The sequence below is a fragment of the Thalassococcus sp. BH17M4-6 genome, assembly GCF_049323015.1.
GTDB lineage: Bacteria > Pseudomonadota > Alphaproteobacteria > Rhodobacterales > Rhodobacteraceae > Puniceibacterium.
The window spans coordinates 1-25,854 of record NZ_JBMPGU010000011.1; the positions used below are offsets into that span (position 1 = coordinate 1).

The 25,854-nt window shown below is 64.6% G+C and carries 20 protein-coding genes and 1 pseudogene; 10 read left to right on the top strand and 11 right to left on the bottom strand.

Annotated elements, in window-relative coordinates:
• The 6 genes from lpdA to ACOXXX_RS15365 all read right to left on the bottom strand — a co-directional run.
• Positions 1 to 1,649 (bottom strand): dihydrolipoyl dehydrogenase (gene lpdA, locus ACOXXX_RS15340; protein ID WP_422827482.1); only part of this gene is annotated, 1,649 nt, incomplete at its 3' end.
• Between the two features lie 10 nt (positions 1,650 to 1,659).
• Positions 1,660 to 2,940, bottom strand: coding sequence for a dihydrolipoyllysine-residue acetyltransferase (gene aceF / locus ACOXXX_RS15345; RefSeq protein WP_422827483.1), 1,281 nt, complete (start codon positions 2,938 to 2,940; stop codon positions 1,660 to 1,662).
• Positions 2,941 to 2,966: 26 nt separating this feature from the next.
• On the bottom strand, positions 2,967 to 5,624 hold the full coding sequence (gene aceE / locus ACOXXX_RS15350) for a pyruvate dehydrogenase (acetyl-transferring), homodimeric type (RefSeq protein WP_422827484.1): 2,658 nt from the start codon (positions 5,622 to 5,624) through the stop codon (positions 2,967 to 2,969).
• 332 nt (positions 5,625 to 5,956) lie between these two features.
• Entirely contained in the window at positions 5,957 to 7,129 is a 1,173-nt protein-coding gene (locus ACOXXX_RS15355) for a DNA recombination protein RmuC (RefSeq protein ID WP_422827485.1), read from the bottom strand.
• The gene (mutL, locus tag ACOXXX_RS15360; RefSeq protein ID WP_422827486.1) at positions 7,126 to 8,937 is read right to left on the bottom strand and encodes a DNA mismatch repair endonuclease MutL; all 1,812 of its coding nucleotides are present in this window, start codon (positions 8,935 to 8,937) and stop codon (positions 7,126 to 7,128) included. Before mutL ends, ACOXXX_RS15355 begins: the two co-directional genes overlap by 4 nt.
• Before the next feature lie 306 nt (positions 8,938 to 9,243).
• Complete coding sequence (locus ACOXXX_RS15365) at positions 9,244 to 10,467, bottom strand: urate hydroxylase PuuD (RefSeq protein WP_422827487.1); 1,224 nt, start codon at positions 10,465 to 10,467, stop codon at positions 9,244 to 9,246.
• Positions 10,468 to 10,570: 103 nt separating this feature from the next.
• Here ACOXXX_RS15365 and ACOXXX_RS15370 point away from each other — a divergent pair, with 103 nt between their 5' ends.
• From ACOXXX_RS15370 to ACOXXX_RS15380, 3 genes are all read left to right on the top strand, one after another.
• On the top strand, positions 10,571 to 11,479 hold the full coding sequence (locus ACOXXX_RS15370; RefSeq protein ID WP_422827488.1) for a LysR substrate-binding domain-containing protein: 909 nt from the start codon (positions 10,571 to 10,573) through the stop codon (positions 11,477 to 11,479).
• Positions 11,480 to 11,540: 61 nt separating this feature from the next.
• Positions 11,541 to 12,437 carry an MBL fold metallo-hydrolase gene (locus tag ACOXXX_RS15375; protein ID WP_422827489.1) on the top strand — a complete coding sequence of 299 codons (897 nt, stop codon included), beginning with the start codon at positions 11,541 to 11,543 and terminating at the stop codon, positions 12,435 to 12,437.
• A gap of 11 nt (positions 12,438 to 12,448) precedes the next feature.
• The gene (locus ACOXXX_RS15380; RefSeq protein WP_422827490.1) at positions 12,449 to 12,826 is read left to right on the top strand and encodes a rhodanese-like domain-containing protein; all 378 of its coding nucleotides are present in this window, start codon (positions 12,449 to 12,451) and stop codon (positions 12,824 to 12,826) included.
• A gap of 103 nt (positions 12,827 to 12,929) precedes the next feature.
• On the opposite strand, the gene ACOXXX_RS15385 is transcribed toward ACOXXX_RS15380, so the two are convergent.
• Both ACOXXX_RS15385 and ACOXXX_RS15390 read right to left on the bottom strand, forming a co-directional pair.
• On the bottom strand, positions 12,930 to 14,261 hold the full coding sequence (locus ACOXXX_RS15385; RefSeq protein WP_422827491.1) for an ammonium transporter: 1,332 nt from the start codon (positions 14,259 to 14,261) through the stop codon (positions 12,930 to 12,932).
• A gap of 31 nt (positions 14,262 to 14,292) precedes the next feature.
• Positions 14,293 to 14,631, bottom strand: coding sequence for a P-II family nitrogen regulator (locus ACOXXX_RS15390; RefSeq protein ID WP_422827492.1), 339 nt, complete (start codon positions 14,629 to 14,631; stop codon positions 14,293 to 14,295).
• A gap of 257 nt (positions 14,632 to 14,888) precedes the next feature.
• On the opposite strand from ACOXXX_RS15390, the gene ACOXXX_RS15395 reads away from it, so the two are divergent.
• From ACOXXX_RS15395 to ACOXXX_RS15425, 7 genes are all read left to right on the top strand, one after another.
• A complete protein-coding gene (locus tag ACOXXX_RS15395; RefSeq protein WP_422827493.1) occupies positions 14,889 to 17,078 on the top strand; it encodes a transglycosylase domain-containing protein in 2,190 nt (729 codons plus the stop codon).
• Between the two features lie 138 nt (positions 17,079 to 17,216).
• Positions 17,217 to 18,932 (top strand): type I secretion system permease/ATPase, encoded by a 1,716-nt coding sequence (locus ACOXXX_RS15400; RefSeq protein ID WP_422827494.1) that lies wholly within the window; start codon positions 17,217 to 17,219, stop codon positions 18,930 to 18,932.
• Entirely contained in the window at positions 18,929 to 20,233 is a 1,305-nt protein-coding gene (locus tag ACOXXX_RS15405; protein WP_422827495.1) for an HlyD family type I secretion periplasmic adaptor subunit, read from the top strand. Before ACOXXX_RS15400 ends, ACOXXX_RS15405 begins: the two co-directional genes overlap by 4 nt.
• Before the next feature lie 103 nt (positions 20,234 to 20,336).
• The gene (locus ACOXXX_RS15410) at positions 20,337 to 20,801 is read left to right on the top strand and encodes a RidA family protein (protein ID WP_422827496.1); all 465 of its coding nucleotides are present in this window, start codon (positions 20,337 to 20,339) and stop codon (positions 20,799 to 20,801) included.
• Between the two features lies 1 nt (position 20,802).
• A complete protein-coding gene (locus ACOXXX_RS15415; RefSeq protein ID WP_422827497.1) occupies positions 20,803 to 21,552 on the top strand; it encodes a glycerophosphodiester phosphodiesterase family protein in 750 nt (249 codons plus the stop codon).
• A gap of 44 nt (positions 21,553 to 21,596) precedes the next feature.
• Entirely contained in the window at positions 21,597 to 22,796 is a 1,200-nt protein-coding gene (locus ACOXXX_RS15420) for a GNAT family N-acetyltransferase (RefSeq protein ID WP_422827498.1), read from the top strand.
• Positions 22,793 to 23,083 (top strand): 4a-hydroxytetrahydrobiopterin dehydratase, encoded by a 291-nt coding sequence (locus tag ACOXXX_RS15425; RefSeq protein ID WP_422827499.1) that lies wholly within the window; start codon positions 22,793 to 22,795, stop codon positions 23,081 to 23,083. The genes ACOXXX_RS15420 and ACOXXX_RS15425 overlap by 4 nt, the downstream gene beginning before the upstream one ends.
• Positions 23,084 to 23,174: 91 nt before the next feature.
• Here the strand turns inward: ACOXXX_RS15425 and ACOXXX_RS15430 are convergent.
• The 3 genes and pseudogenes from ACOXXX_RS15430 to smpB all read right to left on the bottom strand — a co-directional run.
• Positions 23,175 to 24,308: pseudogene (locus ACOXXX_RS15430) on the bottom strand (aromatic amino acid transaminase); the annotation flags it as partial.
• On the bottom strand, positions 24,308 to 25,180 hold the full coding sequence (gene sseA / locus ACOXXX_RS15435) for a 3-mercaptopyruvate sulfurtransferase (protein ID WP_422827500.1): 873 nt from the start codon (positions 25,178 to 25,180) through the stop codon (positions 24,308 to 24,310). The gene sseA and the pseudogene ACOXXX_RS15430, both read right to left, overlap by 1 nt.
• 69 nt (positions 25,181 to 25,249) lie before the next feature.
• Complete coding sequence (smpB, locus tag ACOXXX_RS15440) at positions 25,250 to 25,723, bottom strand: SsrA-binding protein SmpB (protein WP_422827501.1); 474 nt, start codon at positions 25,721 to 25,723, stop codon at positions 25,250 to 25,252.
• Positions 25,724 to 25,854 lie beyond the last annotated feature (131 nt).

A 25,854-nucleotide genomic window follows, 5' to 3' on the forward strand; every position in this document is an offset into this window, starting at 1 on the left:
GTGTGTCCGAGGTCGACGGCGTCGGCGCCCATTTCGATGGCCAGCGCGGCCTCCGAGATCAGGTCGCCCGCGTTGGTGCCGACGATGCAGCAGCCGATGACGCGGTCATCCTCGGGGTCGAAGAGGAGCTTTGTCATGCCTTCGCTGCGGCCGTTGGACAGGGACCGCCCCGATGCGGCCCAGGGGAAGACGCCTTTTTCGTATTTGACGCCCTGGGCCTTGGCCTCGGTTTCGGTGAGCCCGCACCAGGCGACCTCGGGGTCGGTATAGGCGACCGACGGGATGAGCTTCGCGTCGAAGAACCGCTTTTCACCGGCACAGACCTCGGCCGCGACCTTGCCTTCGTGCACCGCCTTGTGCGCCAGCATCGGCTGGCCCACGACGTCGCCGATGGCGAAGATATGGCTGACACCGGTGCGCTGCTGGTTGTCCACGGCGATAAAGCCGCGGTCGTCCACAGCGACCCCCGCCGCCTCGGCGTCGATCAGCTTGCCGTTGGGCTTGCGGCCCACGGCCACCAGCACCTTGTCGAACGTGTCGGTGGATTCTTCGCCCTTGTCGTCCTCGAACGTCACCTTGAGCCCGCCTTTCTGGGCCTCGACGTTCTTGACCTTGGTCTTGAGCAGGATGTTCTCGTACCGGCCCTTGATCCGGGTCATCAGCGGCTTGACCACGTCCTTGTCGGCGCCGGGAATGATCTGGTCCATCAGTTCGACGACCGTGACCTTGGACCCCAGCGCGTCGTAGACGCAGGCCATTTCCAGACCGATGATGCCGCCGCCCAGAACCAGCATCCGTTTCGGGATGTCCTTGAGTTCGAGCGCGCCGGTGCTGTCGATCACCCGCTCGTCGTCATGCGGGATGAAGGGCAGCTCCACCGGCTCGGACCCGGCGGCGATGATGCACTGGTCGAAGCTGACGGTCTTGGTGCCGTCATCGCCCTCGACCTCGATCATGTTGGGGCCGGTGAACTTGCCATAGCCCTGCACGACCTGCACCTTGCGCGCCTTGGCGAGCCCGGAAAGCCCCCCGGTCAGCTGGTTGACGACGCCGTCCTTGAAGTCGCGCAGATCGTCGAGCTTGATCTTGGGCTTGCCGAAGCTGATGCCGTGGCTGCCCATCTCCTCGGCCTCGGTGATGACCTTGGCCACGTGCAAGAGCGCCTTGGACGGGATACAGCCGACGTTGAGGCAGACACCGCCCAGGGAGGGGTACTTTTCAATGAGCACGACGCTCTTGCCCAGATCCGCCGCACGGAAGGCCGCGGTGTAGCCGCCGGGGCCGGAGCCCAGAACGACAACCTCGCCATGCACATCGCCCTTGCCCGACGCGGTGCCCGAGGCGGCCACGGATTTCGGGGCTTCCCTGGGCGCCTCATCGGCCCCTTTCGGCGCCTCCTCGGCCTTGCCGTCATCGGCGTCGGCGCCTTCGAACACCATGATGACCGATCCCTCGGACACGGTGTCGCCTTCGCTGACCTTGATCTCCTTGACCGTCCCGGCGGCGGGCGACGGCACTTCCATCGTCGCCTTGTCGCTTTCAAGCTCGATCAGCGCGTCTTCCTTTTCGACGGTGTCACCGACCGACACGAGGATCGAAACGACCGGCACATCGGTGAAGTCGCCAATGTCAGGTACCTTGATATCCATCTCTATCCCCTCACCACATCAACTTGCGCATGTCGCCGAGCAGCGTCTTGAGCGTCACGCAGAAGCGTGCGGCAAGCGCCCCGTCCACCGCGCGGTGGTCATAGCTCAGCGACAGCGGCTGCATCAGCCGCGGCGCAAACTCCTCGCCGTTCCAGACCGGCGCCATCTTGGACCGCGTCAGGCCCAGGATCGCCACTTCGGGCGCGTTGACGATGGGCGTGAAGGAGGTGCCGCCGATCCCGCCCAGCGACGAGATCGTGAAGGTGGCGCCCTGCATGTCCTTGGACTTCAGCTCGCCATCGCGGGCGGCCTTGCTGAGGCTCATCAGCTCTTTCGAGATCTCCACCAGCCCCTTGCGGTCGGCATCCTTGATCACCGGCACCATCAGGCCGTTGGGCGTGTCCGCCGCGAAGCCGATGTTGTAGAAGTCCTTCCTGATCAGCTTGTCGCCATCGGGGTGGATCGAGCTGTTGAACTCCCAATGCTGCTTGAGCGCCGACACGCTGGCCTTGATCACGAAGGACAGCAGCGTCACGCGGTAGCCGTCCTCCTTGGCCTGGGTGTCCATCTCCTTGCGGTACTTGTCGAGCTCGGTGATGTCCGCCTCGTCATTGTGGGTGACATGCGGGATGTTGAGCCAGGACCGGTGCAGCGCGGGGCCCGAGATCTTCTTGATCCGGGACATTTCCACCTCTTCGACGGGCCCGAACTTCGAGAAGTCCACCGCCGGGATCGGCGGGATGCCCATGCCGCCCGAGACGGCACCGCCGCCCGCCGCCGCCGGAGCGACCTGGGACTTGAGCGCCTTTTCCACGTCCTCGCGCAGGATGCGGCCCTTGCGGCCCGATCCGTTGACCTTGTTCAGATCCACCTCGACCCGGCGGGCATAGGCGCGCACCGACGGGCTGGCATGGACCTTGGAAAAGCCCGCGTCGGTCACCGGCGCAGAGGAGGCCTCGGACTTCGGGGCCTCGGACTTGGCGGCCTGCTCTTTCGGGGCCTCGTCCTTCGGCGCCTCTTTCTTGTCTTCCTTGGCGGGCGCGTCGCCGCCGCCTTCGGCCTCCTCGAAGACCATGATCACGGTGCCCTCGGACACGGTGTCGCCTTCGCTGACCTTGATCTCCTTGACCGTCCCGGCGGCGGGCGACGGCACTTCCATCGTCGCCTTGTCGCTCTCAAGCTCGATCAGCGCATCCTCTTTCGCCACCGTGTCGCCCACGGCCACAAGAATGCTGACCACCGGCACATCACTAAAATCGCCGATATCGGGGACTTTCACGTCTGTTGTCATCTTTTCTGTCTCCTCGTTCCGCGTTCTCAGACCAGGCGCGGGTTCGGCTTGCCGCCGTCGATGTCATATTTGGAAAGGGCTTTTTCGAGGTCCTTCTCGGACACCGTGCCCTCGCGATACAGATCCACCATGGCGGCCGCCGCGATGTGGTTGGCATCCACCTCGAAGAAGCGCCGCAGGTTCACCCGGCTGTCCGAGCGGCCAAAGCCGTCGGTGCCCAGAACCGTGAACCGCCCCGGCACGAAGGCACGGATCTGTTCGCCGTAGGTCTTGATGTAGTCCGTGGCGCAGATCACCGGCCCCTTCACCCCGTCCAGAAGCTGCGTGACATAGGGCACGCGCTCTTCGGCGATGGGGTTGAGCCGGTTGTGCCGCAGACAGTCCTGCCCGTCGCGCGCCAGCTCGTTCAGGCTGGTCGCCGACCAGATGTCCGAAGTGACGCCGAAGTCCTCTTTCAGCATGTCGGCGGCCTTGATCGCCTGCATCAGGATCGTGCCCGACCCCATCAGGTTCACGTGCTTCTTCGCGGGCTTGGCGGTCTTGCGCATCCGGTAGAGGCCCTTGACGATGCCCTCTTCGGCGCCCGTCGGCATTTCGGGGTGCTGATAGTTCTCGTTCATCAGGGTCAGGTAGAAGAACACATCCTCCTGATCGACAAACATCCGCTGCAACCCGTGCTGCACGATCACCGCGACCTCGTAGCTGAAGGTCGGGTCATAGCTGATGCAGTTCGGGATGGTGCTGGCCAGGACGTGGCTGTGCCCGTCCTCGTGCTGCAGACCCTCGCCGTTCAGCGTCGTGCGCCCCGCCGTGCCGCCCAGCATGAAGCCGCGCGCGCGGCTGTCGCCCGCCGCCCAGGCCAGATCGCCGATCCGCTGGAAGCCGAACATCGAGTAATAGATGTAGAACGGGATCATCGGCACGCCGTGGGTGCTGTAAGAGGTCGCCGCCGCGATCCAGTCGGCCATGGCGCCGGCTTCGTTGATGCCCTCCTGCAGGACCTGGCCGTCCTTGCTTTCCTTGTAGAACATCATCTGGTCGGCATCCTGGGGCGTGTAGTTCTGCCCCAGCGGGTTGTAGATGCCCGCCGACCGGAACAGACCCTCCATCCCGAAGGTGCGGCTCTCGTCCGGCACGATCGGCACGACGTTCTTGCCCACCTTCTTGTCCCGCAAGAGCGTGGTCAGGATGCGCACAAACGCCATCGTGGTCGAGATCTCGCGGTCGCCGGTCGATTCCAGCTGGCCCTTGAACGCGCTCAGCGCCGGAATTTCCAGCTTCGGCGCATCGCGCCACTCGCGCTTGGGGAACGCGCCGCCCAGCTCCTTGCGGCGTTCGGTCATATAGGCCTTCTGCGCGTTGTTCAGGCTGACGAAGGGCGCGTTCTTGATATCCGCGTCGTCGACCGGGATCTTGAACCGGTCGCGCATGGCGCGCAGCTGGTCCTCCTGCATCTTCTTCTGCTGGTGGGTGGTGTTCTGCCCCTCGCCCGCGGTGCCCATGCCGTAGCCCTTGACCGTCTTGATCAGCAGGCAGGTCGGCTGGCCCTCGGTCCGGGTGGCGCGCAAAAAGGCGTTGTAGACCTTCTTGGGGTCATGCCCGCCGCGCCGCAGCGCCCAGATCTGATCATCCGTCCAGTCGGCGACCAGCTCGGCCGTCTCGGGGTATTTGCCAAAGAAATGCTCGCGGATATAGGCCCCGTCCTTGGATTTGAACGTCTGGTAATCGCCGTCGATGGTTTCATCCATCAGCTGGCGCAGCTTGCCGCTGGTGTCCTTTTCCAGCAGCTCGTCCCAGCCGCGGCCCCACAGCAGCTTGATCACGTCCCAGCCGGCGCCGCGGAACGCGCCCTCAAGCTCCTGCACGATCTTGGAGTTGCCGCGCACCGGCCCGTCAAGCCGCTGCAGGTTGCAGTTGACCACGAAGATCAGGTTGTCGAGCCCCTCGCGCGCCGCAAGGCTGAGCGCGCCCAGGCTTTCGGGTTCGTCCATCTCGCCGTCGCCCAGGAAACACCAGACCTTGCGGTCGGCCATGTCGATGTGACCGCGGTTGTGCATGTATTTCATGAACCGCGCCTGGTAGATCGCCATCAGCGGCCCCAGCCCCATCGAAACGGTCGGGAACTGCCAGTAATCCGGCATCAGCCAGGGATGCGGATAGGACGACAGCCCGCCGCCGCCCACTTCGGACCGGAACTGTTCCAGCTCTTCCTGGCTGATCCGCCCTTCCATGAACGACCGCGCGTAGATGCCCGGCACCACATGGCCCTGGAAAAACACCAGATCGCCGCCGTGCATGGCCGATTTGGAACGCCAGAAATGGTTCAGCCCCACATCGTAAAGCGCCGCCGAAGAGGCAAAGGACGCGATATGCCCGCCGTATTCGCTGCTCTCCTTGTTGCGCCGCACAACCGTCGCCATCGCGTTCCAGCGGTTGATCGTCCGGATCCGCCACTCGGTCTCGTAATCGCCCGGCATGTCGACCTCGTCATCCGGCGAAATCGTGTTCTGATAGGGCGTCGTGGCCGAAAACGGCAGCAACGCACCCGCAGCACGCGCCTGCTGAACCGCCTTGTCCAACAAAAAATGCGCGCGGTCAGGACCGTCGCGCATAATCACATCCTCAATCGCCTCCTGCCACTCGGCAGACTCAACAGGATCTACATCGTTCTGACTGTCTTTCATGGGCCCTCTTCCCTTCGTCGCGGTGCGCCCATACGGAGCGCGGATTGGTTCAACGGTAAACCATATTCATTTCGGCGCCGGTTCCGGCAGAAGAAATCTTACGATCAAGCGGTTTGGCACGGCCTAACACGGGGGGTGACCCTATGGCAGGTCCACACATGCATAGCCTGTCTGCGCCACGCGCATAGCAAATTAGTTTAACGCTAAGCGTTTTCCAGGCCGCACTCTGACAACTGATAGATTCCTCCCTTTTCACAAGCAGAGCATGTGTGACGCATGGAATGCAAGTAAAGGACAGGAATCTCTGGCAAAACGACCGCGCGGCGGCGCGGTCAGTTGACGGGTTTGCTCAGGGGCACGACGCGCGACTCGTCGCTGGCTTCGAGCTCTTCGAAGTCGAAATTGTCCAGTCTGCGCGCGCGCCGACCGGCCTTGTCGGCGCTGATCTTGATCTCGGCGATGTCCTTGGACGCCTGTCCGAAGTGCCGGTCGAGATTCTCCACCCGGCTGCCCAGCCGGTCCACATCGGCGTAAAGCAGCCCCAGTTCACGGCGAATCGCGCCGGCCTGTTCCTGCATGCGTGCATCCTTGAGGATCGCGCGCATGGTGTTGAGCGTGGCCATGCAGGTGGTGGGCGACACGATCCAGACCCGGGCGGCAAAGCCGTCGCGCACGATCTCGGGAAAATTCGCGTGCAGTTCGGCATAGACCGCCTCGGACGGCAGGAACATCAGCGCCCCGTCGGCGGTCTCGCCGTCGATGATATAGCGCTCGGCGATATCCTTGATGTGCTTGCGCACCGCCAGCCGCAGGGCCTGCGCGGCGCGGTTCAACTGGTCCTGCGTTTCGGCCCGGCGCAGCTGTTCATAGGCCTCGAGCGGGAACTTGCTGTCGATGCAGATCGGCCCCGGCGGGTTCGGCAGGTGAATGAGGCAATCGGCCCGGCGGCTGTTCGACAGCGTCGCCTGCAGAGTATAACTGTCCTTGGGCAGCGCCTTGCCGACGATATCGGTCAGCTGGATCTCGCCAAAGGCGCCGCGGGTCTGCTTGTTCGACAGGATGTCCTGCAACGACAGCACGTCGCCCGAAAGCTTGGTGATATTGGCCTGGGCCTTGTCGATGCTTTCCAACCGCTGTTGCAGATCGCCCAGGGATTGCGCGGTACGCCGGGCCGAACCGTGCAGGTTCTCGGTCATCTGGGATTGCACTTGCGCCAGACGCTGCTCCATCAGCTGCAGCATGGCGGTCTGGCTTTTGGCCTGCGCCTCGCTCACGTGGTGCAGGCCGCCCGCCAGCCGTTCCTGGCCGTCGCCCAGGCCTTTGACCGTCTGCCCCAGCTGGCCGATCTGCGCCGCCAGCGGTTCGGCCATCCGCGCCGCCCGCGCCGTCGCCCGCAGCGACAGGATCAGCAGCAAGAGCACGAGCAGCAACGCCGCCATGCCCGCCAGCGCCAGCATCGTCGCGGGATCGTTCAGGTCAATCGCGGTGTCTCCGATGGTGATCATGTGCGCCCAAACAGTCTTTCGATGTCGCTGAGTTTCAGCTCCACATAGGTGGGCCGCCCGTGGTTGCACTGCCCGGAATGCGGCGTCGCCTCCATCTCGCGCAGGAGGGCGTTCATCTCTTCCGCGCGCATGACCCGGCCCGACCGGATGGAGCCGTGGCAGGCGACGCGGCTGAGGATCGCATCGAGCTTTTCCTGCACCAGCGCGCTTGATCCCTGGTCGGCCAGTTCGTCCAGCACATCGCGCAGCAGCGCTTCGGCATTGACCGGCCCCAGTATCGCGGGGGTTTCGCGCACCGCGATGGCCGATCCGCCGAAGGGTTCGATGCCCAGCCCGATGCGGTAAAGATCGTCCGAGATGTCGAGCAGCCGGGCCTGGTCGTCGGCGCTGAGTTCGACGATTTCGGGGATCAGCAGCGCCTGCGCCGCAACGCCGGTGTCGGCCATCTGGCGTTTGAGCTTTTCATAGACGAGCCGTTCATGTGCGGCGTGCTGATCGACAATCACAACCCCGTCTTCGGTCTGGGCGATGATGTAGTTTTCATGCACCTGGCCCCGGGCCGCGCCCAGCGGGTGGGCCGTCTCCTCAAGCCCTTGCGGGCTTTCCTCGACCGGCTCGACCACCCGCCCGCTGAAGCTCTGCGGCAGATCGGCAAACCCCGGCGCCTGTGCGGCATGGGCCATCTGCCGCGCCGCGGGTCCGGGCCGGTCCATCTGGTAGACACGCGCGCCGGTCGGTTCAGGACGCAACGCGCCCAGCGTCGCATCTGCCAGGGTGCTGGACGCGCGATGCCCGGCCTCGGCCAAAGCATGGCGCAAGGCCGAGACGATCAGCCCGCGCACGATCCCCGGATCGCGGAACCGCACCTCGGATTTTGCCGGATGCACGTTGACGTCGACCCGGTGCGGATCGCAATCGACGAAAAGGGCCACCGCAGGATGCCTGTCGCGGCTCAGGAAATCCGCATAGGCGCCGCGCAACGCTCCGATCAGCAGCTTGTCCTTTACGGGCCGACCGTTGACGAAAAGATGCTGCGCAACGGCCGAGCCGCGCGAGTAGGTCGGCAGGGCCGCAAGGCCGGTCAGCCGGACGCCCTCACGCTCTGCATCGATGGCCAGCGCGTTGTCGACGAATTCGCGCCCCATGACCTGCCCCAGCCGTCCGCGCAGCGCGTCGAAAAGATCGCCGGTCACCGGATCGGCGCGAAAGGTCACGCGACCCTCGCCGCCGCCCGACACGTCGCGCAGGGTGAAGCCGACCGCAGGTTCGGCCATGGCCAGACGGCGCATCACCTCGCCCACGGCCTGGGTTTCGGCCCGGTCGGTGCGCAGGAATTTCAGCCGCGCGGGCGTGGCGTAGAAGAGATCGCGCAGCGTCACCACCGTGCCGGTGCTCAGCGCGGCGGGCCGAACCTTGCCGATCGTGCCGCCATCGACCGCGATTTCGCAGGCGGGCGCGCCCTGCGCACGGCTGCAGATCCTGAGCCGACCGACCGCGCCCAACGACGGCAGCGCCTCGCCCCGAAAGCCGAAGGAGTGGATGTTGAGCAGATCGGCGCCGTCGATCTTGGAGGTGGCATGTCGCGACAGCGCCAGGGGAAGATCCTCGGCGGTCATGCCACAGCCATCATCGGTGACCCGGATCAGGGTCTTGCCCCCATCGGCGATATCGACGCTGACGCGCCGCGCACCCGCGTCGATGGCGTTTTCCACCAGTTCCTTCACCGCTGACGCAGGCCGTTCCACCACCTCGCCCGCGGCGATCCGGTTGACGGCGGCATCATCCAGTTGTCGGATCTGGGGGCGCATATTGGGGGCGTGCGTATTCATACCCCAAGACCTAGCAGGGTGGTCCCGATTCTGAAACGGCAGATTTCGCTTTGGGTCGACCTTGGGCCGCGAAACTCACGCCAGATTTCAGGCGCAACAATAGTTCATTCGTATTAGTGGATATTTACGATTATTGCGTTAGCTATTGATCGACGTCGGATCACACCAAAGGAGACGAACATGCCCGTTCCGCTGATCACCTATGAAACCATCGAAGCCGTTTATGGCGCGCAGTTCGCCCGCGCCTGGTTCACGCCGGTATCGCTCACCCATCGCTAGGTGGGCTTAGCCGCCTGTTGCGGCGGCATACCAGGCACGGATCGCCGCGCGCTCGTCCTCTTCGATGTAGCTCACGTTGGCGGGTGGCATCGCGTGTGTCAGCCCCGCCTGCAGGTAGATGGCGCTTGCATTGGCCACGATCTGCCCGGGCGTGTCGAGCCGCACGCCCTTGGGCGCCCAGAGGATTCCGTCCCAGAACGGTTCCGCCGCATGGCACATCGAACAGCGGCCCATGACGATATCCTGCACATGATCGAACCCTTCGGCCTGGGCAAAGCGCTGCCCCGGGCCACTGGCCATGTCCGCGTCATCGCCGCGGAACATCGGCGCGGTGCTGAGCCACATGATGATCAGGAACAGGATCGCGGTGGCGGCCCAGGTCCAGGTCGGTTCACCTTTGCGGGCGTGCATCGAATTGAAATAGTGCCGGATCGTCACGCCCATCAGGAACACCAGCGACGCGATCAGCCAGTTGTACTGCGACGCAAAGGCCAACGGATAATGATTGCTGAGCATCAGGAAGATCACCGGCAGAGTCAGATAGTTGTTATGGGTCGACCGCTGCTTGGCGATCTTGCCATATTTCGCATCCGGCGTGCGGCCGTTCATCAGATCATCCACGACGATCTTCTGGTTGGGGATGATGATGAAGAAGACGTTGCCCGACATGATCGTCGCGGTGAAGGCGCCAAGGTGCAGCAGCGCCGCGCGGCCCGAGAAGACCGAGGTGTAGAAATAGGCCATCGCCACCAGCACGGCGAACAGTGCGACCATCAGCACGGTCTGGTCAGCGTCGACGAACCACTTGCAAAGCTGGTTGTAGACCACCCAGCCAAACCCTAGCGACGCCAGCGAAATCAGCACCGCCTGCCACTGCGCCAGCGCCATCACCGCAGGGTCGATCAGATAAAATTCCGCGCCCAGGTAATAGACCAGGAACAACAGGGCAAAGCCCGACAGCCAGGTCGAATAGCTTTGCCATTTATGCCAGATCAGCCCGCCGGGCATGTGGTCCGGTGCGACAAGGTACTTCTGGATATGATAGAACCCGCCGCCGTGCACCTGCCATTCCTCGCCATCCGCGCCCGACGCGAGGTTGCGGTCGCGGTGCAGGCCAAGGTCGAGCGCGATGAAGTAGAAGGATGAGCCGATCCAGGCGATGGCGGTGATCACGTGCACCCACCGCACGGCAAATTCCAGCCACGCCCCCATTGCCGCCAGATCGTACATTGCATGCTCCCCTTCCGCAGTTGCGACTACGCTATACGGGCGGGCACTTGTTTGTTAATCCTGCAAAAGCCCAAGCACTTTCAAAAAGCGCCGATAAATCATCATGGCCTACGTAAACAACATCCGCATGTTCCTGCGTGTCTATGAATTGGGCAGCATGTCGGCGGCGGCACGGGACCAGCGCACGTCGCCCGCGGTCGCGTCAAGCCGCATCGCGGAGCTTGAGAAACACCTGGGGGTGCGGCTTTTCAACCGAACCACCCGCGCGCTGCACCCGACAGAGCATGGTCAGCTTTTCTATGACGGCGCGCGCGCCATCGTCGACGCGATCACCTCGGCCGAGGCATCGGTGATGGAGGCGGCGAAGACCCCGCGCGGCACGCTCTTCGTGTCGGCGCCGCTGGTGGTCGGTCGCCGGATCATCGCCCCGGCGATCCCGGAGTTTCGCGCCCAATATCCCGAAATCAACATCCGCCTGCGGCTGTCGGACCGGGTGGTCGATGTGACCGCCGAAGGGCTCGACCTTGCATTCCATCTGGGGCCGCTGTCGGACTCGGACCTCAAGGTGCGGATGATCGCGGATTGTCCGCGTCTGCTGCTTGCCTCGCCCGCCTATGTCGCGCGGCGCGGCTTGCCCGCCGACGGGGCGGCGCTTGTCCGCGACGGGCACGATTGCCTGAACCTGCGGTTTCCCGGGGCGCGCGAATTTCAATGGACCCTGCAAACCGATGACGGACCGCGCCGGTATGAAATTTCGGGGCCCGTCGAATGCGACGACGGTGACGTGCTGACCGACTGGGCGCTGGCGGGGTGCGGCATCGTCATGAAACCCCGGTTCGAGGTCGCAGACCACCTGCAAAGCGGCGCGCTGGTGCCGGTGGCCGAGGCAACGCCGCCCTATGCCACGCAACTGGCCTGCCTCAGCCCGTCTCGCCGGTTCCGCGACCCCAAGGTCCGCCTGTTCAGCGATTACATGATCGCCCGCTGTCGCGAAGATATCGCCGCCGCCTGACCCTTGACCTTCACTTATATTCCATTATCTGAATTTGATTGCAGCGAAAACGGAGGTCGCCATGTTCACCCGCACCAGCCCGTCCCGGGGCCCCAACTCGCCCAGGGTCGACGGATTTTACGACAAGGCCACCGGATCGGTTCAATACGTCGCCAGCGACCCCGCCACCGGCAAGGCGGCATTGATCGACACGGTTCTGGACTTTGATCCGCGCAGCGCCGCGACCGCGACGGACAGCGCGCAGACAGCGCTGGATTTCATCGCAAGCGAAGGTCTGAGCGTGGAGTGGATCCTCGACACCCATCCGCATGCCGACCACATGATGGCGCAGGCCTGGCTGAAGGAGCAGACTGGCGCACCCACCGGCATCGGTGAAAAGGTCCGCGAGATCGCGGCGCTGTGGGAGGATATCTATCACCTGCCGGGCGCCTTCGATCCCGACCGCGACTTTGATCGCCTCTTTGCAGATGGCGACCGGTTCGCGCTGGGATCGCTTGAGGTGCAGGTGATCCTGTCGCCCGGTCACACGCTGGGGTCGGTGACCTATCTGATCGGGGATGCCGCCTTTGTGCACGACACCTTCATGCACGTGGACGTGGGCACCACCCGTGCCGATTTCCCCGGCGGGTCGTCGGCAGAGCTTTATGCCTCCTTGCAACGCCTGCTCAGCCTGCCGGACGACACCCGGCTTTTCGTCGGGCACGACTATCCGCCGGTCGACGACCGCACCGATCCGGCGTGGGAGGCATCGGTCGCCGATCACCGTGCACACAACCCGCATGTCGGCGGCGGCGTTTCCGAGGCCGCGTATTGCAAGCTGCGCGACGAACGCGACGCGACCCTCGCCCTGCCCGACCGGATGCTGCACGCGCTGCAGGTCAACCTGCGCGGCGGTCGTCTGCCAGCGCCAGAGGCCGACGGGCGCAACTATTTCAAGATCCCCGCGAACCACTTCTGAAAGGAATGATCATGCAGACCGAAACCATCGGAACCGCCACGCTGGAAACCTGGACCCCGGAAGAGGTCGCACAGGCGCTGGAGGCGCACGAGATCGTGCTGATCGACGTGCGCACCCCGCAGGAATACATGTTCGAACACATCCCCGGCGCGCTCTTGATGCCGATGGCGTTCTTTGAGCCGGCCAACCTGCCCGGACAAAGCGACAAGCGCATCGTCCTGCACTGCGGGTCGGGCCTGCGCTCTGAAAAGATGGCGCGCATGGCGCTGGAGGCGGGGTTCGAGAAGCTCGCGCATCTGGGCGGTGGCTTTGGCAAATGGAAAGAGGCCAAGCTGCCTTACATGGGCACCGACATGGCCAGCGGCGCACCGAAACGCGTCACGCCCTGACCGACCGGGCGGACAGCGCTTCATCCTCCGGCATGCCGCAACAAAAAACCCGGGCGCGAACGCCCGGGCAGTTGGTCACAAAAGACTGACGGAAGGAGGATAATCAGCCTTTGGAGAAGTCCGGATAGGCCTCCATGCCCAGTTCGGCCATGTCGAGACCGTTGATCTCGGCCTCTTCGCTGACGCGGATGCCCATGGTCGCCTTGAGGATGAACCACACCACGGCGGACACCACGAAGACGAAGATACCGATCGAGATCACGCCGAGCGCCTGGATCGCGAACGAGGTGCCTTCGGTGTAGAACGGCACGGCCAGGGTGCCCCAGATACCGGCGATCAGGTGGACCGGGATGGCGCCGACGACGTCGTCAATCTTCATCTTGTCCAGCATCGGCACGGTGAAGACCACGATGATACCACCGACGGCACCGATCCAGAGCGCGCCGAACAGCGACGGGTCAAGCGGACCCGCGGTGATCGACACCAGACCGGCCAGTGCGCCGTTCAGGGTCATCGTGAGGTCGGGCTTCTTGTACATGACCTGCGTCAGGATCAGCGCCGCGACGGCACCGGCAGCGGCGGCCATGTTGGTGTTGGCAAAGATGCGCGACACATCGGTGATGTCACCCACGGTGCCCGCAGCCAGCTGCGAACCGCCGTTGAAGCCGAACCAGCCCAGCCACAGGATGAACGTGCCCAGCGTGGCGAGTGCAAGGTTCGAACCCGGCATCGGAACGGTGCGGCCATCCTTGTACTTGCCGATCCGCGGACCCAGGATCAGGGCACCGGCGAGGGCTGCAAAGCCACCGGCAGCGTGCACGAGCGTCGAGCCTGCGAAGTCGGAGAAGCCTGCTTCGGACAGCCAGCCGCCGCCCCACTGCCAGGATGCTTCGATCGGGTAGATGAAGCCGGTCAGCACGATCACGAAGATCAGGAACGGCCAAAGCTTGATCCGCTCGGCCAGCGTACCGGACACGATCGACGCGGTGGTCGCGCAGAACATCAGCTGAAAGAAGAAGTCCGACCCGACCGACGCGTAATCCAGCGCCGCCGCAGAGGCATCAAGCCCCACGGGCTCCAGCACGGTGGGCGAGAACAGGATGCCGACATAGCCCGCGATGGTCCAGCCGTCGCCCGGGTACATCAGGTTGAAGCCCACGAGCCAGTACATGATCGCGGCAATCGAAAAGAGCGCGATGTTCTTGGTGAGCTGCATCGTCACGTTCTTGGAGCGCACAAGGCCCGCTTCGAGCATGGCAAAGCCCGCGGCCATCCAGAACACGAGGAAGCCGCCGATCAGGAACAGCAGCGTCGTAAAGATGTACGGATTGATGTCCGGGGCCGCCTCTGCGGCCTCTGCCGCCTCTTGCGCAAGGCCCAGGCTGGGCAGCGCGATCAGTGCCACGGCCGGGGCAAGTGTCTTGAGAAGTTTCATTGTGTCCGAGTCCCTACTCTTATTGCCGCGTTCAAAGCGCGTCTGCGTTGGTTTCGCCGGTCCGCACGCGTACGGCCTGCAGCACATCCAGAACAAAAATCTTGCCGTCGCCGATCTTGCCGGTCTGTGCGGTCTTCGAAATGGTTTCGACGACCTGGTCGGCCATCGACGCCGCCACCACGATTTCCAGCTTGATCTTGGGCACGAAATTCACGGCATATTCAGCGCCGCGGTAGATCTCCGTGTGACCCGATTGCGAGCCGAAGCCCTTGATTTCTGTCACCATCATGCCGCGGACACCGATAGAGGTGAGCGCTTCGCGGACCTCCTCGAGCTTGAACGGCTTGATCGTCGCAATGATGAGTTTCACCTTGGTCCCTTTCGGTTTGGCAGGTCGGGGCCTGCGATCTGTGTGAGCAGGAAGATGCCCAAAGCCCGGAGTTGAAAGGTCAGAAAGCCGAAGTGGGGGGCGTGGAAACCGCCTTGTTGCACAAAATTTGCACAAATCGCCAACAAAGCGCAAAATTTAGGCACAATAAAAAACTGCAAATGCGCGCAACACCGGTCTACAACCGCGCGCAATGGGTTTATTCTGCCGCCAAAGGGCAGAAAGCCGGGCAGAGATAAATGAGTGATTCAGGTCGTGGAAAAGGTCGGCTCGTGGCCGACCGCCGTTATCCCCGCAAAGCAGCAAAGAAACCCGCGCCGAAAAAGCGCAAGGCGACCAAACCGGCCCGCCGCAAGGCCGCTGCGCCCAAGGGTCTCTTCGGGCGGCTTGTGGCCTTCGTGCTGGGCATCTTCGGCTGGATTCTCGCCATTATCTGGCGGCTGACCTGGCGCCTGACGGCTGTGGTGCTGATCCTGTTGGGTTTGGGTGTGGGCTATGTCTATGCCACCCTGCCTGATGTGGCGCAGCTTCTGGACGGGCGCGCGCGCGGTTCGGTCACGCTGCTCGACCGGCGTGGCGACGTCTTTGCCTGGCGTGGCGATCAGTTCGGCGGCGTCGTGACCGCCGACAGCGTGTCGCCCTACCTGCGCGATGCGGTCATCGCGACCGAGGATCGCCGCTTTCACCTGCATCCCGGCATCGATCCCATCGGCATCGCCAGCGCCATCCGCATCAATCTGCGCGAAGGCCGGGGGCCGCTGCAGGGCCATGGCGGGTCGACCATAACCCAGCAGACGGCCAAGCTGCTGTGCCTGGGCGTGGAATTCGACCCCGATGTCTGGGAAACAGAGGCCGAGTATGTGGCCGACTGCCGCCGCACCTCTCTGGTCCGCAAAGGCAAGGAGGCGCTTTATGCGCTGGCGATGGAGGCCAAGTATTCCAAGGACGACATCCTGTCGATCTATCTCAACCGCGCCTACATGGGCGGCGGCGCCTACGGTGCCGAAGCGGCGGCACAACGGTATTTCGGCAAACCCGCCGCCGCCGTCAACGCAGCAGAGGCGGCGATGCTGGCGGGGTTGCTGACAGCGCCGTCGACGCTGGCGCCCACCGGCAACATCGAACGATCGCGCAATCGCGCCGCGACCGTGCTGCGGCTGATGGAGGATCAGGGATACCTCAGCAGCGCCGAAGCCGAGTCGGCGCTCGCGAACCCCGCCACCCTGTCCGACGCGGCAGAGGCCCGCGCCGGGGGATACTTCGCCGACTGGGTGATGGATACGATCCCCGATTTCGCATCGGTGGAATCGCGCCAGGATGTCGAGATTGCGACGACCCTGGATCAGCGCCTGCAGACCGCCGCCGAAGAGGCGATGAAGGTCATCTTTGAAACCAAGGTCAAGGAAGGATCGACCGCCCAGGCGGCCATCGTCGTGATGGGTGCCGATGGCGCCGTGCGGGCCATGGTCGGGGGGCGGAAAACCGGCGTGTCGGGCGTTTTCAACCGCGCGACGCAGGCCAAGCGGCAGACCGGATCGGCGTTCAAACCCTTTGTCTATGCCACGGCGCTGGAACTGGGCTACGGCCCCTACGACACCGTGGTGGACGAACCCTTCTGCATGAACATTCCCGGGTCCGGTCAGTGGTGCCCCGACAACTACACCAACGATTTCGCCGGTCGCATGACCCTGACCACGGCGCTGAAGGATTCGCGCAACATCCCGGCGGTGAAGATCTCCGAAGCTGTGGGGCGCGACCTGGTGCGGCGGGTGGCGGATGATTTCGGCATCAAGTCCGACCTGGCCGACACCCCCGCCCTGGCGCTTGGCGCCTCCGAATCCTCGCTGCTCGAGATGACAGGGGCTTATGCCGGCATCCTGAACGGCGGATCTTCTGTGCGGCCCTACGGCCTGCGTGAACTGCGCATCAAGGGCGATCCCGAACCGATGATCGGCGCGGGCGGCGGCATTGGCGAACGGGTCATCCAGGAAGAGGCGGCCCGCCAACTGATCTTCATGATGGAAAAGGTCGTGTCCGAAGGCACAGGCCGCCGCGCCCGGCTTGACGGACGCGAGGCCGCAGGCAAGACCGGCACCACCCAGGCGGCCCGCGACGCGTGGTTCGTCGGCTTCACTGCCGATTACGTCGCAGGTGTCTGGATGGGCAACGACGACAATTCACCGCTGACCGGCGTCACCGGCGGCGGCCTGCCTGCGGACATCTGGCGCGAGGTGATGGTCCGCGTGCATGACGGCCTGCCCGCCCGACCCCTGCCGATGATCGTACCGCAAAGGCCCCAGCCGACGCCTGCCCCCGCCCCGCAGGCCGCCCAGCAACAGCCGCAGCAACCCCAGCGCCAGCGCCGTCAGGAAGACCCGATCGAGGGCTTCGTGAACCAGCTGCTGCGCGATATCCTGGGCGGAAACTGACAATGCGCGGCCGCGCATGTGCCGCAAATGGTTTGGCAGCTCGCCCGCGATTGGCGTATCACCCTGAAAGGACCTTCCCTTGTCCATCGCTTTGCCGCAGTCCGGGGGCCTTTTTCTGACATGACACAAAATCGCCCCATGACCGGTCTCGAAGAGCTCAAGGCCGCACGCCGCCAAAGCCGCGCCTATTTCTGGTTCGTCGGCATCTTCAGCTTCTTCGTGAACATGCTGATGCTGACCGGCCCGCTTTACATGCTGCAGGTCTATGACCGCGTGCTGGGGTCGCGGTCGGTCGCGACGCTGATCGCGCTGTCGGTCATCGTGGTCTTTCTTTACGGCATGATGGGGCTACTGGACTATGTCCGGGGCCGGGTCATGGGCCGGGTCGCGGCGCGGTTCCAGGCCGCGCTTGACCTGCGGGTCTTCGACGCCGTGCTGCGCCGTGCCGCCGTGAAACCCGATGAGCTGTCGGCGACCGGCCTGCGCGATCTGGAATCGGTGCAGCGGCTGATGTCCTCGCCGGTGCTGATGGCGGTCTTCGACGTGCCCTGGACGCCGGTGTTCCTGTTCGGGATCATGCTTTTTCACCCCTGGTTGGGCTATCTGGCCGTGACCGGGGGCGCTGTTCTGATCGCCATCGCCGTGATCAACCAGATGGTGACCCGCAATCCGGGCCTCAAATCCAACATCGCGACCTTCAAGGCCGAGCAGATCTCTGACCAGATCCGCGGCGAATCCGAGATGGTGCAGGCCATGGGCATGCGCGGCGACGCCTTCCGCCGCTGGGAAGGCGCGCGCCGGGATGCGCTGCGCGGGCAGATCTCCTCGTCGGATCTGCTGGGCAGTTTCACCACGCTGACCCGTACGCTGCGGCTGTTGCTGCAATCGGCGATGCTGGGCTTGGGCGCCTATCTGGTGCTGCTGGGGGAACTGACACCTGGCGCGATGATCGCCGGTTCGATCCTGATGGGCCGCGCGCTGGCCCCGATCGAGCTGGCCATCGGGCAATGGGCCATGGTGCAGCGCGCGCGCAAGGGCTGGGCCAACCTCGCCCAGCTGCTGACCGAGGTTCCGCCCGAGGCACCGCGCACCGACCTGCCCAAACCACAGGCCAAGCTGGACGTGATGCAGCTGACCGTCGTGCCGCCGGGCGAACAGCAGGCGGCACTGCGGCTCGTGAGCTTCCACGTGCTGCCCGGGCAGGCGATCGGGGTGATCGGCCCGTCGGGGGCCGGCAAATCCACGCTCGCGCGGGCGCTGACCGGGGTCTGGCCCCCTGCCGGAGGCAAGATCCGGCTGGATGGCGCGTCGCTGGATCAATACGCGCCGGATGTGCTGGGCAAATACATCGGCTATCTGCCACAGCGGGTGACGCTCTTCGATGGCACCATCGCGGAAAACATCGCCCGCCTGTCATCCCAGCCCGATGCCGCCATGGTTGTCGAGGCGGCCAAGAAGGCCGCGGCGCATGACATGATCCTGAAGCTGCCCGACGGCTATGACACCCGCGTCACCGCAACCGGCGGACGGTTGTCGGGCGGGCAGATGCAGCGCATCGGCCTTGCGCGGGCGATGTACGGCGATCCGATGATCCTGGTGCTGGACGAGCCGAATTCGAACCTCGATAACGAAGGCTCCGAAGCGGTCAACGCCGCGATCCGCACGATGAAGGATCAGGGCCGGTCGGTGCTGATCATGGCGCACCGCCCCGCGGCGATCAAGGAATGCGACATGCTGCTGATGCTGGACGGTGGCAGCCGCGCCGCCTTTGGCCCCAAGGACGAGGTGCTGCGCCAGATGGTCAAGAACCATCATCAGATCCAGACCGCAACCACCCCGGGAGGCGTGCGATGAGCGACCGGTCGGACTTTCCGCTGCGCGGCCCCATGATCTTGGGCCTGGTCACCCTGCTGCTGCTCGTGGGCGGGTTCGGCACCTGGGCCGCGACGACGAACATCTCGGGCGCGATCATCGCGTCGGGGCAGATCGAGGTCGACCAGAACCGGCAGGTGGTTCAGCACCCCGATGGCGGCGTGGTGGCGGAAATCCTGGTCGACGAAGGCGATCTTGTCAGCGCGGGCCAACCGCTCTTGCGGCTTGACCCGAACCTGCTGCAATCAGAATTGACCATTGTCGAAGGACAGTATTTCGAACTGCGCGCCCGTCGCGCCCGGCTGGCGGCGGAACGGGACAATCAGGACAGCATCACCTTTGAAGACGACGTTCTGGAACGGGCTGAAACCGACCCCGAAGTGGCCGAACTGGTCGACGGACAGCGCAACCTCTTCAACGCGCGCCGCGATTCCGTCGCGCGCGAGATCGACCAGCTGGGCAAGCGCAGCCAGCAGATTGCGGATCAGATCACCGGGATCGAGGCGCAGCAGACGGCCCTGACCGAACAGCTGGCCCTGATCGAGGATGAGCTGACCGACCAGCAATCGCTGCTGGACCGGGGCCTTGCACAGGCCAGCCGCGTGTCGGCGCTGCAACGCGAACAGGCGCGGCTTTTGGGCAGTGTCGGAGAGTTGACCGCGCAGAAGGCCCAGGCCGAGGGCCGCGTGACCGAGATCGATATCGAGATCCTCAAGCTCGGCACCCAGCGGCGCGAGGAGGCGATCACAACCCTGCGCGATCTGCAGTACCGCGAACGCGAGCTGGGCGAGCAGCGGCGCGCGCTGCGCGAACGGCTGGCCCGGATGGAAATCACCGCCCCGGTGTCGGGCGTGGTCTACGGTTTGCGGGTCTTCACGCCCCGTTCGGTGATCCGGCCCGCCGATCCGGTGATGTTCCTGGTGCCGCAGGACCGCCCGCTGATCATCGCCGCCGAGGTTCTGCCGATCCACATCGACCAGCTTTTCCTCGACCAGACGGTGTCGCTGCGCTTTCCCGCGCTGGACCAGCGCCAGACGCCCGAACTTTTCGGGCGGGTCGTGCAGATCTCGGCGGATGCGTTTCAGGACGAAAATTCGCAGATCAGCTTCTACCGGGCCGAGATCGTGCTTTCCGAAGGGGAGGTCGACCGCCTGCCCGAAGGCAGCACGCTCATCCCTGGAATGCCGGTCGAGGCGTTCATCCGCACGGCGGACCGCACGCCGCTGGCCTATCTGGTCAAGCCCTTCACCGACTATTTCGCCCGCGCCTTCCGCGAAAGCTGAGGCGAGGACGCCCGCACGGGCGGAAGAGCCGCTCTTCGGCCCCTTGCGGGACCTCCTCGCAGCGCCTAGCGTGGCGGCTGACGCTACTGGAAAGGGCCGCACCATGACACTTGAAATCGAAACCCGACTGACCGAACTGGGGCTGACCCTGCCCGACGCCCCGGCCCCCGCCGCGAACTACGTTCCCTTCGTCGTCAGCGGCAACCTTGTCTATGTCTCGGGCCAGATTTCCAACAGCCCGGACGGGCTGATCAAGGGCAAGCTGGGCGATGACATGTCGGTCGAGGCTGGCGCCGAGGCCGCCAAATCCTGTGCGCTCAGCCTTCTGGCGCAGGTCCGCGTGGCCTGTGCCGGTGACCTCGGGCGGCTCAAGCAGGTGATCAAGCTCACGGGCTTCGTCAACTCCACCCAGGAGTTCACCGACCAGCCCAAGGTCATCAACGGCGCCTCGGACCTGCTGGTCGACATCCTTGGCGATACCGGCCGTCACGCGCGCTCTGCCGTATCGGCGGCCTCGCTGCCCATGGGCGTCGCGGTCGAGATCGAAGGCATCTTCGAGATCGAGTGACATGCCCGCCCTGCCCTCGGCCTTTCTGCGCAGGCCCCTTGCCCACCGGGCCCTGCACGGCCCCGGCGCGCCAGAGAATTCCCGCGCTGCGGTCCGGCGGGCCATCGACGCGGGCTACGGGATCGAGATCGATCTGCAGCTGTCAAGCGACGGCGTCCCAATGGTGTTCCACGACTACGATCTGCGCCGTCTGACCGCCGACACCGGCCCCGTGGCACAGCACAGCGCAGAAGCGCTCGCGGGCATTCCCCTGACCGGCGGGGATGAGGGCATCCCGACGCTCGACGACATCCTGGCGCTCGTGGCGGGCCGTGTACCGCTGCTGATCGAACTCAAGGATCAGGACGGCATTATGGGCGACCGGGTCGGTCGGCTGGAGGCCGCGACGGCCCGTACCCTGGACAGCTATGACGGCCCCGTCGCCGTCATGTCCTTCAACCCCCACAGCGTCGCCGAAATGGCCCGGTTGGCCCCCGGCGTACCGCGCGGACTGACCACATCCGCCTATGACGCCGACAACTGGCAGACCCTTCCGGCCCGGGTTCGAGATCACCTGCGCACCATTCCCGATTACGCACGCACCGGCGCGTCCTTCATCAGCCACGAGGCCGCCGATCTGGACCGCCCGCGCGTTGCCGAGATCAAGGCCCAAGGGGCCGCGATCCTGTGCTGGACCATCCGCAGCGCCGAAGCCGAGGCGACCGCCCGCCGTGTCGCCGACAATATCACGTTTGAGGGTTACGACGCTTGAACCCATCCGGCCAAGGCACAGATAACCCCGTGGAAGGGGCATCCATGATCAGGCCAGACAGCGAATCCACCATTGCCATCAACGTCCTGACCTCGTTGTCGCAGATCGACGCCGCGGAGTGGGACGCCTGCGCCTGTCCCGAGGCGGCGGATGGCGGCCGCCCTCATGATCCGTTCACCACCCACAGGTTCCTGCTGGCGCTGGAACAGTCCGGATCGGTCGGTCCGCGCACCGGCTGGGACCCAAGGTATTTCATTGCCGAGATGGACGGCCAGATCATCGCCTGCGCGCCGCTTTACGCCAAGGGGCACAGCCAGGGCGAATACATTTTCGATCACAACTGGGCGCATGCGCTCGAACACGCGGGCGGGCGCTATTATCCCAAGTTGCAGATCGCCGTACCCTTCACACCGGCGACGGGCAGGCGCTTTCTGACCCGCCCGGGGTTCGAGGCGGTGGGCATGTCGGCGCTGGTGCAGGGGGCCGTGCAACTGGCCGTGGACAACGAACTGTCGTCGCTGCACGTCACCTTCTGCACCGAGGCCGAGGCCGTCGCGGGCGAGAAGATGGGCCTTTTACGGCGCACCACTCAGCAATTCCACTGGGTCAACGAGGATTACGCTGATTTCGACGCCTTCCTTGCCACGCTGAGTTCGCGCAAGCGCAAGGCGATCCGAAAGGAACGCAGGGTTGCGCAGGATTTTGGTGGGCAGATCGAGGTGCTGACCGGCGACGATATCCGTCCCGAGCACTGGGATGCCTTCTGGATCTTCTACCAGGACACCGGCGCGCGCAAATGGGGCAGTCCCTACCTGACCCGACGGTTTTTCGACATCGCGCAGGAAACCCTGCGCGACGATATCGCGTTGATCCTTGCACGGCGCGACGATGCCTATGTCGCAGGGGCGCTCAACCTGATCGGGCGGGACACGCTCTTTGGCCGCTACTGGGGCTGTATCGAAGATCATCCCTGCCTGCACTTCGAGGCGTGCTACTATCAGGCCATCGACCTGGCCATCGCCATGGGCCTCGGCCGGGTCGAGGCCGGCGCGCAGGGCGAACACAAGCTCGCGCGGGGATACCTGCCCGTGCAGACCCATTCGCTGCACTGGATGGCCGACAAGGGCTTTGCCGAAGCGGTCGCGCGCTACCTCGAGGCCGAGCGCGCCGCCGTCGACGAAGACATCGAAATACTGACGGCCTACGGGCCGTTTCGCAAGAACCGTCAGGAGGAACAGCCATGACCGAACACCTGTCCGACACCGCCCGCAAGACCGTGTTGCAGCCGCTTTTCGACAGTGGTTGGGAAATGGTCGACGGGCGCGACGCGATCCACAAGACCTTTGAGTTCGACAATTTCGTCGATGCGTTCAGCTGGATGACCCGCGCCGCGATCTGGGCGGAGAAATGGAACCACCACCCCGAATGGTCAAATGTCTACAAGACGGTCGAGGTGACGCTGACCACCCATGACGTCGACGGGCTGTCGACGCTGGACGCGAAACTGGCGCGGAAGATGGACACGCTTTGACACGGAACGCGGCGGGCCGGGTCGGCCCCCCCCCACCGGGTGAGATTGCGCCCGCGCCCATGGGCGTTGGCCCAAACCGCCCCGGGGTCTTGTTCAAACCGGCGATATTGAGCCGCGAATCGCTGACCATGTAGATGCCATGATCGGCACGCAGTTTCTCGACCATCTCGGGGCTCGTCCCCAGCCGCGAGAACATCCCGCGATGCTGCGCGATGAAGCCGAAGCGGTCCGACCCGGACAGCCGCCGCAGTTCAGCCGCCAGATCCTCGCGCAGGCCCAGCATGGCGTTCCGCATCTCTTCGAGTTCGGCCATCCAATCGGCGCGCAGGGCATCGTCGTTCAGGATCATCGTGACCAGCCGCGCGCCGTGATCCGGCGGAAAGCTGAAGTTCTGCCTGTTGAGGTAATTCAGTGTGCCTTGGTTCAGCTTTTTCGCGCCTTCGTCCTGCGCCACGGCCATCAGCAGCCCCGTGCGTTCGCGGTAAATGCCGAAGTTCTTGGAACAGCTGGCCGCGATCAGGCATTCGGGCAACGACGAGGCCACCAGCCGCGTCGCCTCGGCATCGGCGTCCAGACCGTCGCCAAAGCCTTGGTAGGCGATGTCGATCATCGGCGTCGCGCCGGTCTTCTGCAGCGACGCCACGACCTCTTGCCATTGCGACATGTTGAGGTTGGCACCGGTCGGGTTGTGGCAGCAGCCGTGCAGCAGCACGATGTCGCCCTTGCCCGCCTTGCCGATATCTTCGAGCATCGCGTCGAAGGCAACGCCGCGGGTTTCGTCGTCGAAATAGCGATAGGGCACCATATCGATCCCCATGTGCTTGAGGATCGACAGATGGTTGGGCCAGGTCGGATCGCTGACGAACACCCGCGCGCCGGGGTTAGCCTGCCGGATCATGTCAAATGCCTGCCGCACCGCCCCTGTGCCGCCCGGCGTCGCCGCCGCGGCCACGTTGGCGCGCGGCACCGCGTCGCCCAGCACCAGCGCGACCATCGCATCGGCAAAGCCGGGATCGCCCGCAAGGCCGGTGTAGGCCTTGGTGGTCTCTGCTTCCAGCAGCTGCGCCTCTGCCGCCTTGATGGCGCGCATGATCGGGGTGTTGCCCGACGCGTCCTTGTAGACGCCGACGCCCAAGTCGATCTTGGTGTCGCGCGGATCGTCCTTGTAGGCCTGCATCAGCATCAGGATCTTGTCGGCGGGTTGCTCTTTGAGCGTTTCGAACATCAGGTGTCTCCGGTGGCCACGGGGCCGGTTTCGATGGGAAGGCCGGGGAACATGCCCCATTCGGACCAGGACCCGTCATAAAGCGCGTGATCGGTCTTGCCCATGCGTTCCATGGCAAGGCTGAGGATCGCCGCCGTCACCCCCGATCCGCAGGTGGTGATCGCGGGTTTGGACAGATCGACGCCCGCGTCCTCGAAGACGCGGCGCAGCGCGTCGGGGTCCTTCATGGTGCCGTCGTCGTTCAGAAGGCTGGCGTAGTGCACGTTCTTCGATCCCGGAATGTGCCCGGCGCGCAGCCCTTCGCGCGGCTCGGGCGCATCGCCTCGGAACCGCGCGGCAGAGCGGGCGTCGATAATCTCGGTGTCCTGCAGCTTCGACGCGGCGGACACCTGGGTCACATCCTTCACAAGGCTGTTCTGGCGGCGCACGGTCATGTGCCTGTCGCGCACGACGGGGGGCATATCCTCGACCTCGCGGCCCTCGGCCTGCCATTTCGGCAGACCGCCGTCCAGCACGGCGATATTGTCCTGGCCCATAAGCCGGAAAAGCCACCAGACCCGGGCGGCCGAAAACAGCCCCGCACCATCATAGACCACAACCTGATGACCGTCGCCCACACCCATTGCGCGCAGCCGCGACATGAATTTCTCGACCGGCGGGGCCATGTGCGGCAGGTCCGACCGCTGATCGCTGATGTCGTCCATGTCGAAGAAGCGGGCGCCGGGGATATGCGCCGCGTCGTATTCGGCGCGCGGATCGCGGCCCGCATCGGGCAGGTACCAGCTGGCATCGAGTATCCGCAGATCGGGATCCTTCAGATGTTGGGCCAGCCAGCCGGTCGACACCAGGGTCTTTGGATCGTCTTGAGACATTGCTTCCCCCTCAGCGGTGAACGCCCTGTGCATATGCCCGACGGGCACGGCTGGCAAGGGTCCGAGGGGTCAGCTGTGCTGACGCAAAAGCCGCTGTTTCTGGCGGGACCAGTCGCGTTTGGCCTCGGTTTCACGCTTGTCGTGGTTCTTCTTGCCCTTGGCGATGCCGATCTTGATCTTCGCGACGCCCTTGTGGTTGAAGTACAGCACCAGCGGCACGAGGGTCATGCCCTTGCGCTGCGTGTCGTTCCACAGCCGCGACATTTCCTTGCGATTGACCAGCAGCTTGCGGCGGCGGCGTTCGTCGTGCCCGAACATCGCCTTTTCGTAAGGCGCGATGTAGGAGTTCACGAGCCACAGCTCGCCCTCTTCGACGGCGGCATAGCTTTCGGCGATATTGGCAGAGTTCTCGCGCAGGGATTTGACCTCGGGCCCCTGCAGGACGATGCCGCACTCAAGGTCATCCTCGATGGCATAGTCATAGCGCGCGCGCCGGTTTTCGGCGATTACCTTGTAGTTCGAATCTGTCTTCGGTTTGGCCATGACGGTCTGGTTAGCCCCTGGTGCCTGCGCTGTCCATCACAGATAGGGCAGCCGCCCGCTGGCGAAAAGGGCCGGATCGGCGGCGCAAGCGTGCCATGCATGCGCCCCCCTTGGCAAGGGAGGCGCCTCAG

Excerpts from the sequence above, each read along its gene's own strand:
- aceF (WP_422827483.1), bottom strand. The coding sequence starts at position 2,940 with ATGACAACAGACGTGAAAGTCCCCGATATCGGCGATTTTAGTGATGTG.
- aceE (WP_422827484.1), bottom strand. The coding sequence starts at position 5,624 with ATGAAAGACAGTCAGAACGATGTAGATCCTGTTGAGTCTGCCGAGTGG.
- ACOXXX_RS15355 (WP_422827485.1), bottom strand. The coding sequence starts at position 7,129 with ATGATCACCATCGGAGACACCGCGATTGACCTGAACGATCCCGCGACG.
- mutL (WP_422827486.1), bottom strand. The coding sequence starts at position 8,937 with ATGCGCCCCCAGATCCGACAACTGGATGATGCCGCCGTCAACCGGATC.
- ACOXXX_RS15365 (WP_422827487.1), bottom strand. The coding sequence starts at position 10,467 with ATGTACGATCTGGCGGCAATGGGGGCGTGGCTGGAATTTGCCGTGCGG.
- ACOXXX_RS15370 (WP_422827488.1), top strand. The coding sequence starts at position 10,571 with ATGGCCTACGTAAACAACATCCGCATGTTCCTGCGTGTCTATGAATTG.
- ACOXXX_RS15375 (WP_422827489.1), top strand. The coding sequence starts at position 11,541 with ATGTTCACCCGCACCAGCCCGTCCCGGGGCCCCAACTCGCCCAGGGTC.
- ACOXXX_RS15380 (WP_422827490.1), top strand. The coding sequence starts at position 12,449 with ATGCAGACCGAAACCATCGGAACCGCCACGCTGGAAACCTGGACCCCG.
- ACOXXX_RS15385 (WP_422827491.1), bottom strand. The coding sequence starts at position 14,261 with ATGAAACTTCTCAAGACACTTGCCCCGGCCGTGGCACTGATCGCGCTG.
- ACOXXX_RS15395 (WP_422827493.1), top strand. The coding sequence starts at position 14,889 with ATGAGTGATTCAGGTCGTGGAAAAGGTCGGCTCGTGGCCGACCGCCGT.
- ACOXXX_RS15400 (WP_422827494.1), top strand. The coding sequence starts at position 17,217 with ATGACCGGTCTCGAAGAGCTCAAGGCCGCACGCCGCCAAAGCCGCGCC.
- ACOXXX_RS15405 (WP_422827495.1), top strand. The coding sequence starts at position 18,929 with ATGAGCGACCGGTCGGACTTTCCGCTGCGCGGCCCCATGATCTTGGGC.
- ACOXXX_RS15410 (WP_422827496.1), top strand. The coding sequence starts at position 20,337 with ATGACACTTGAAATCGAAACCCGACTGACCGAACTGGGGCTGACCCTG.
- ACOXXX_RS15415 (WP_422827497.1), top strand. The coding sequence starts at position 20,803 with ATGCCCGCCCTGCCCTCGGCCTTTCTGCGCAGGCCCCTTGCCCACCGG.
- ACOXXX_RS15420 (WP_422827498.1), top strand. The coding sequence starts at position 21,597 with ATGATCAGGCCAGACAGCGAATCCACCATTGCCATCAACGTCCTGACC.
- ACOXXX_RS15425 (WP_422827499.1), top strand. The coding sequence starts at position 22,793 with ATGACCGAACACCTGTCCGACACCGCCCGCAAGACCGTGTTGCAGCCG.
- sseA (WP_422827500.1), bottom strand. The coding sequence starts at position 25,180 with ATGTCTCAAGACGATCCAAAGACCCTGGTGTCGACCGGCTGGCTGGCC.
- smpB (WP_422827501.1), bottom strand. The coding sequence starts at position 25,723 with ATGGCCAAACCGAAGACAGATTCGAACTACAAGGTAATCGCCGAAAAC.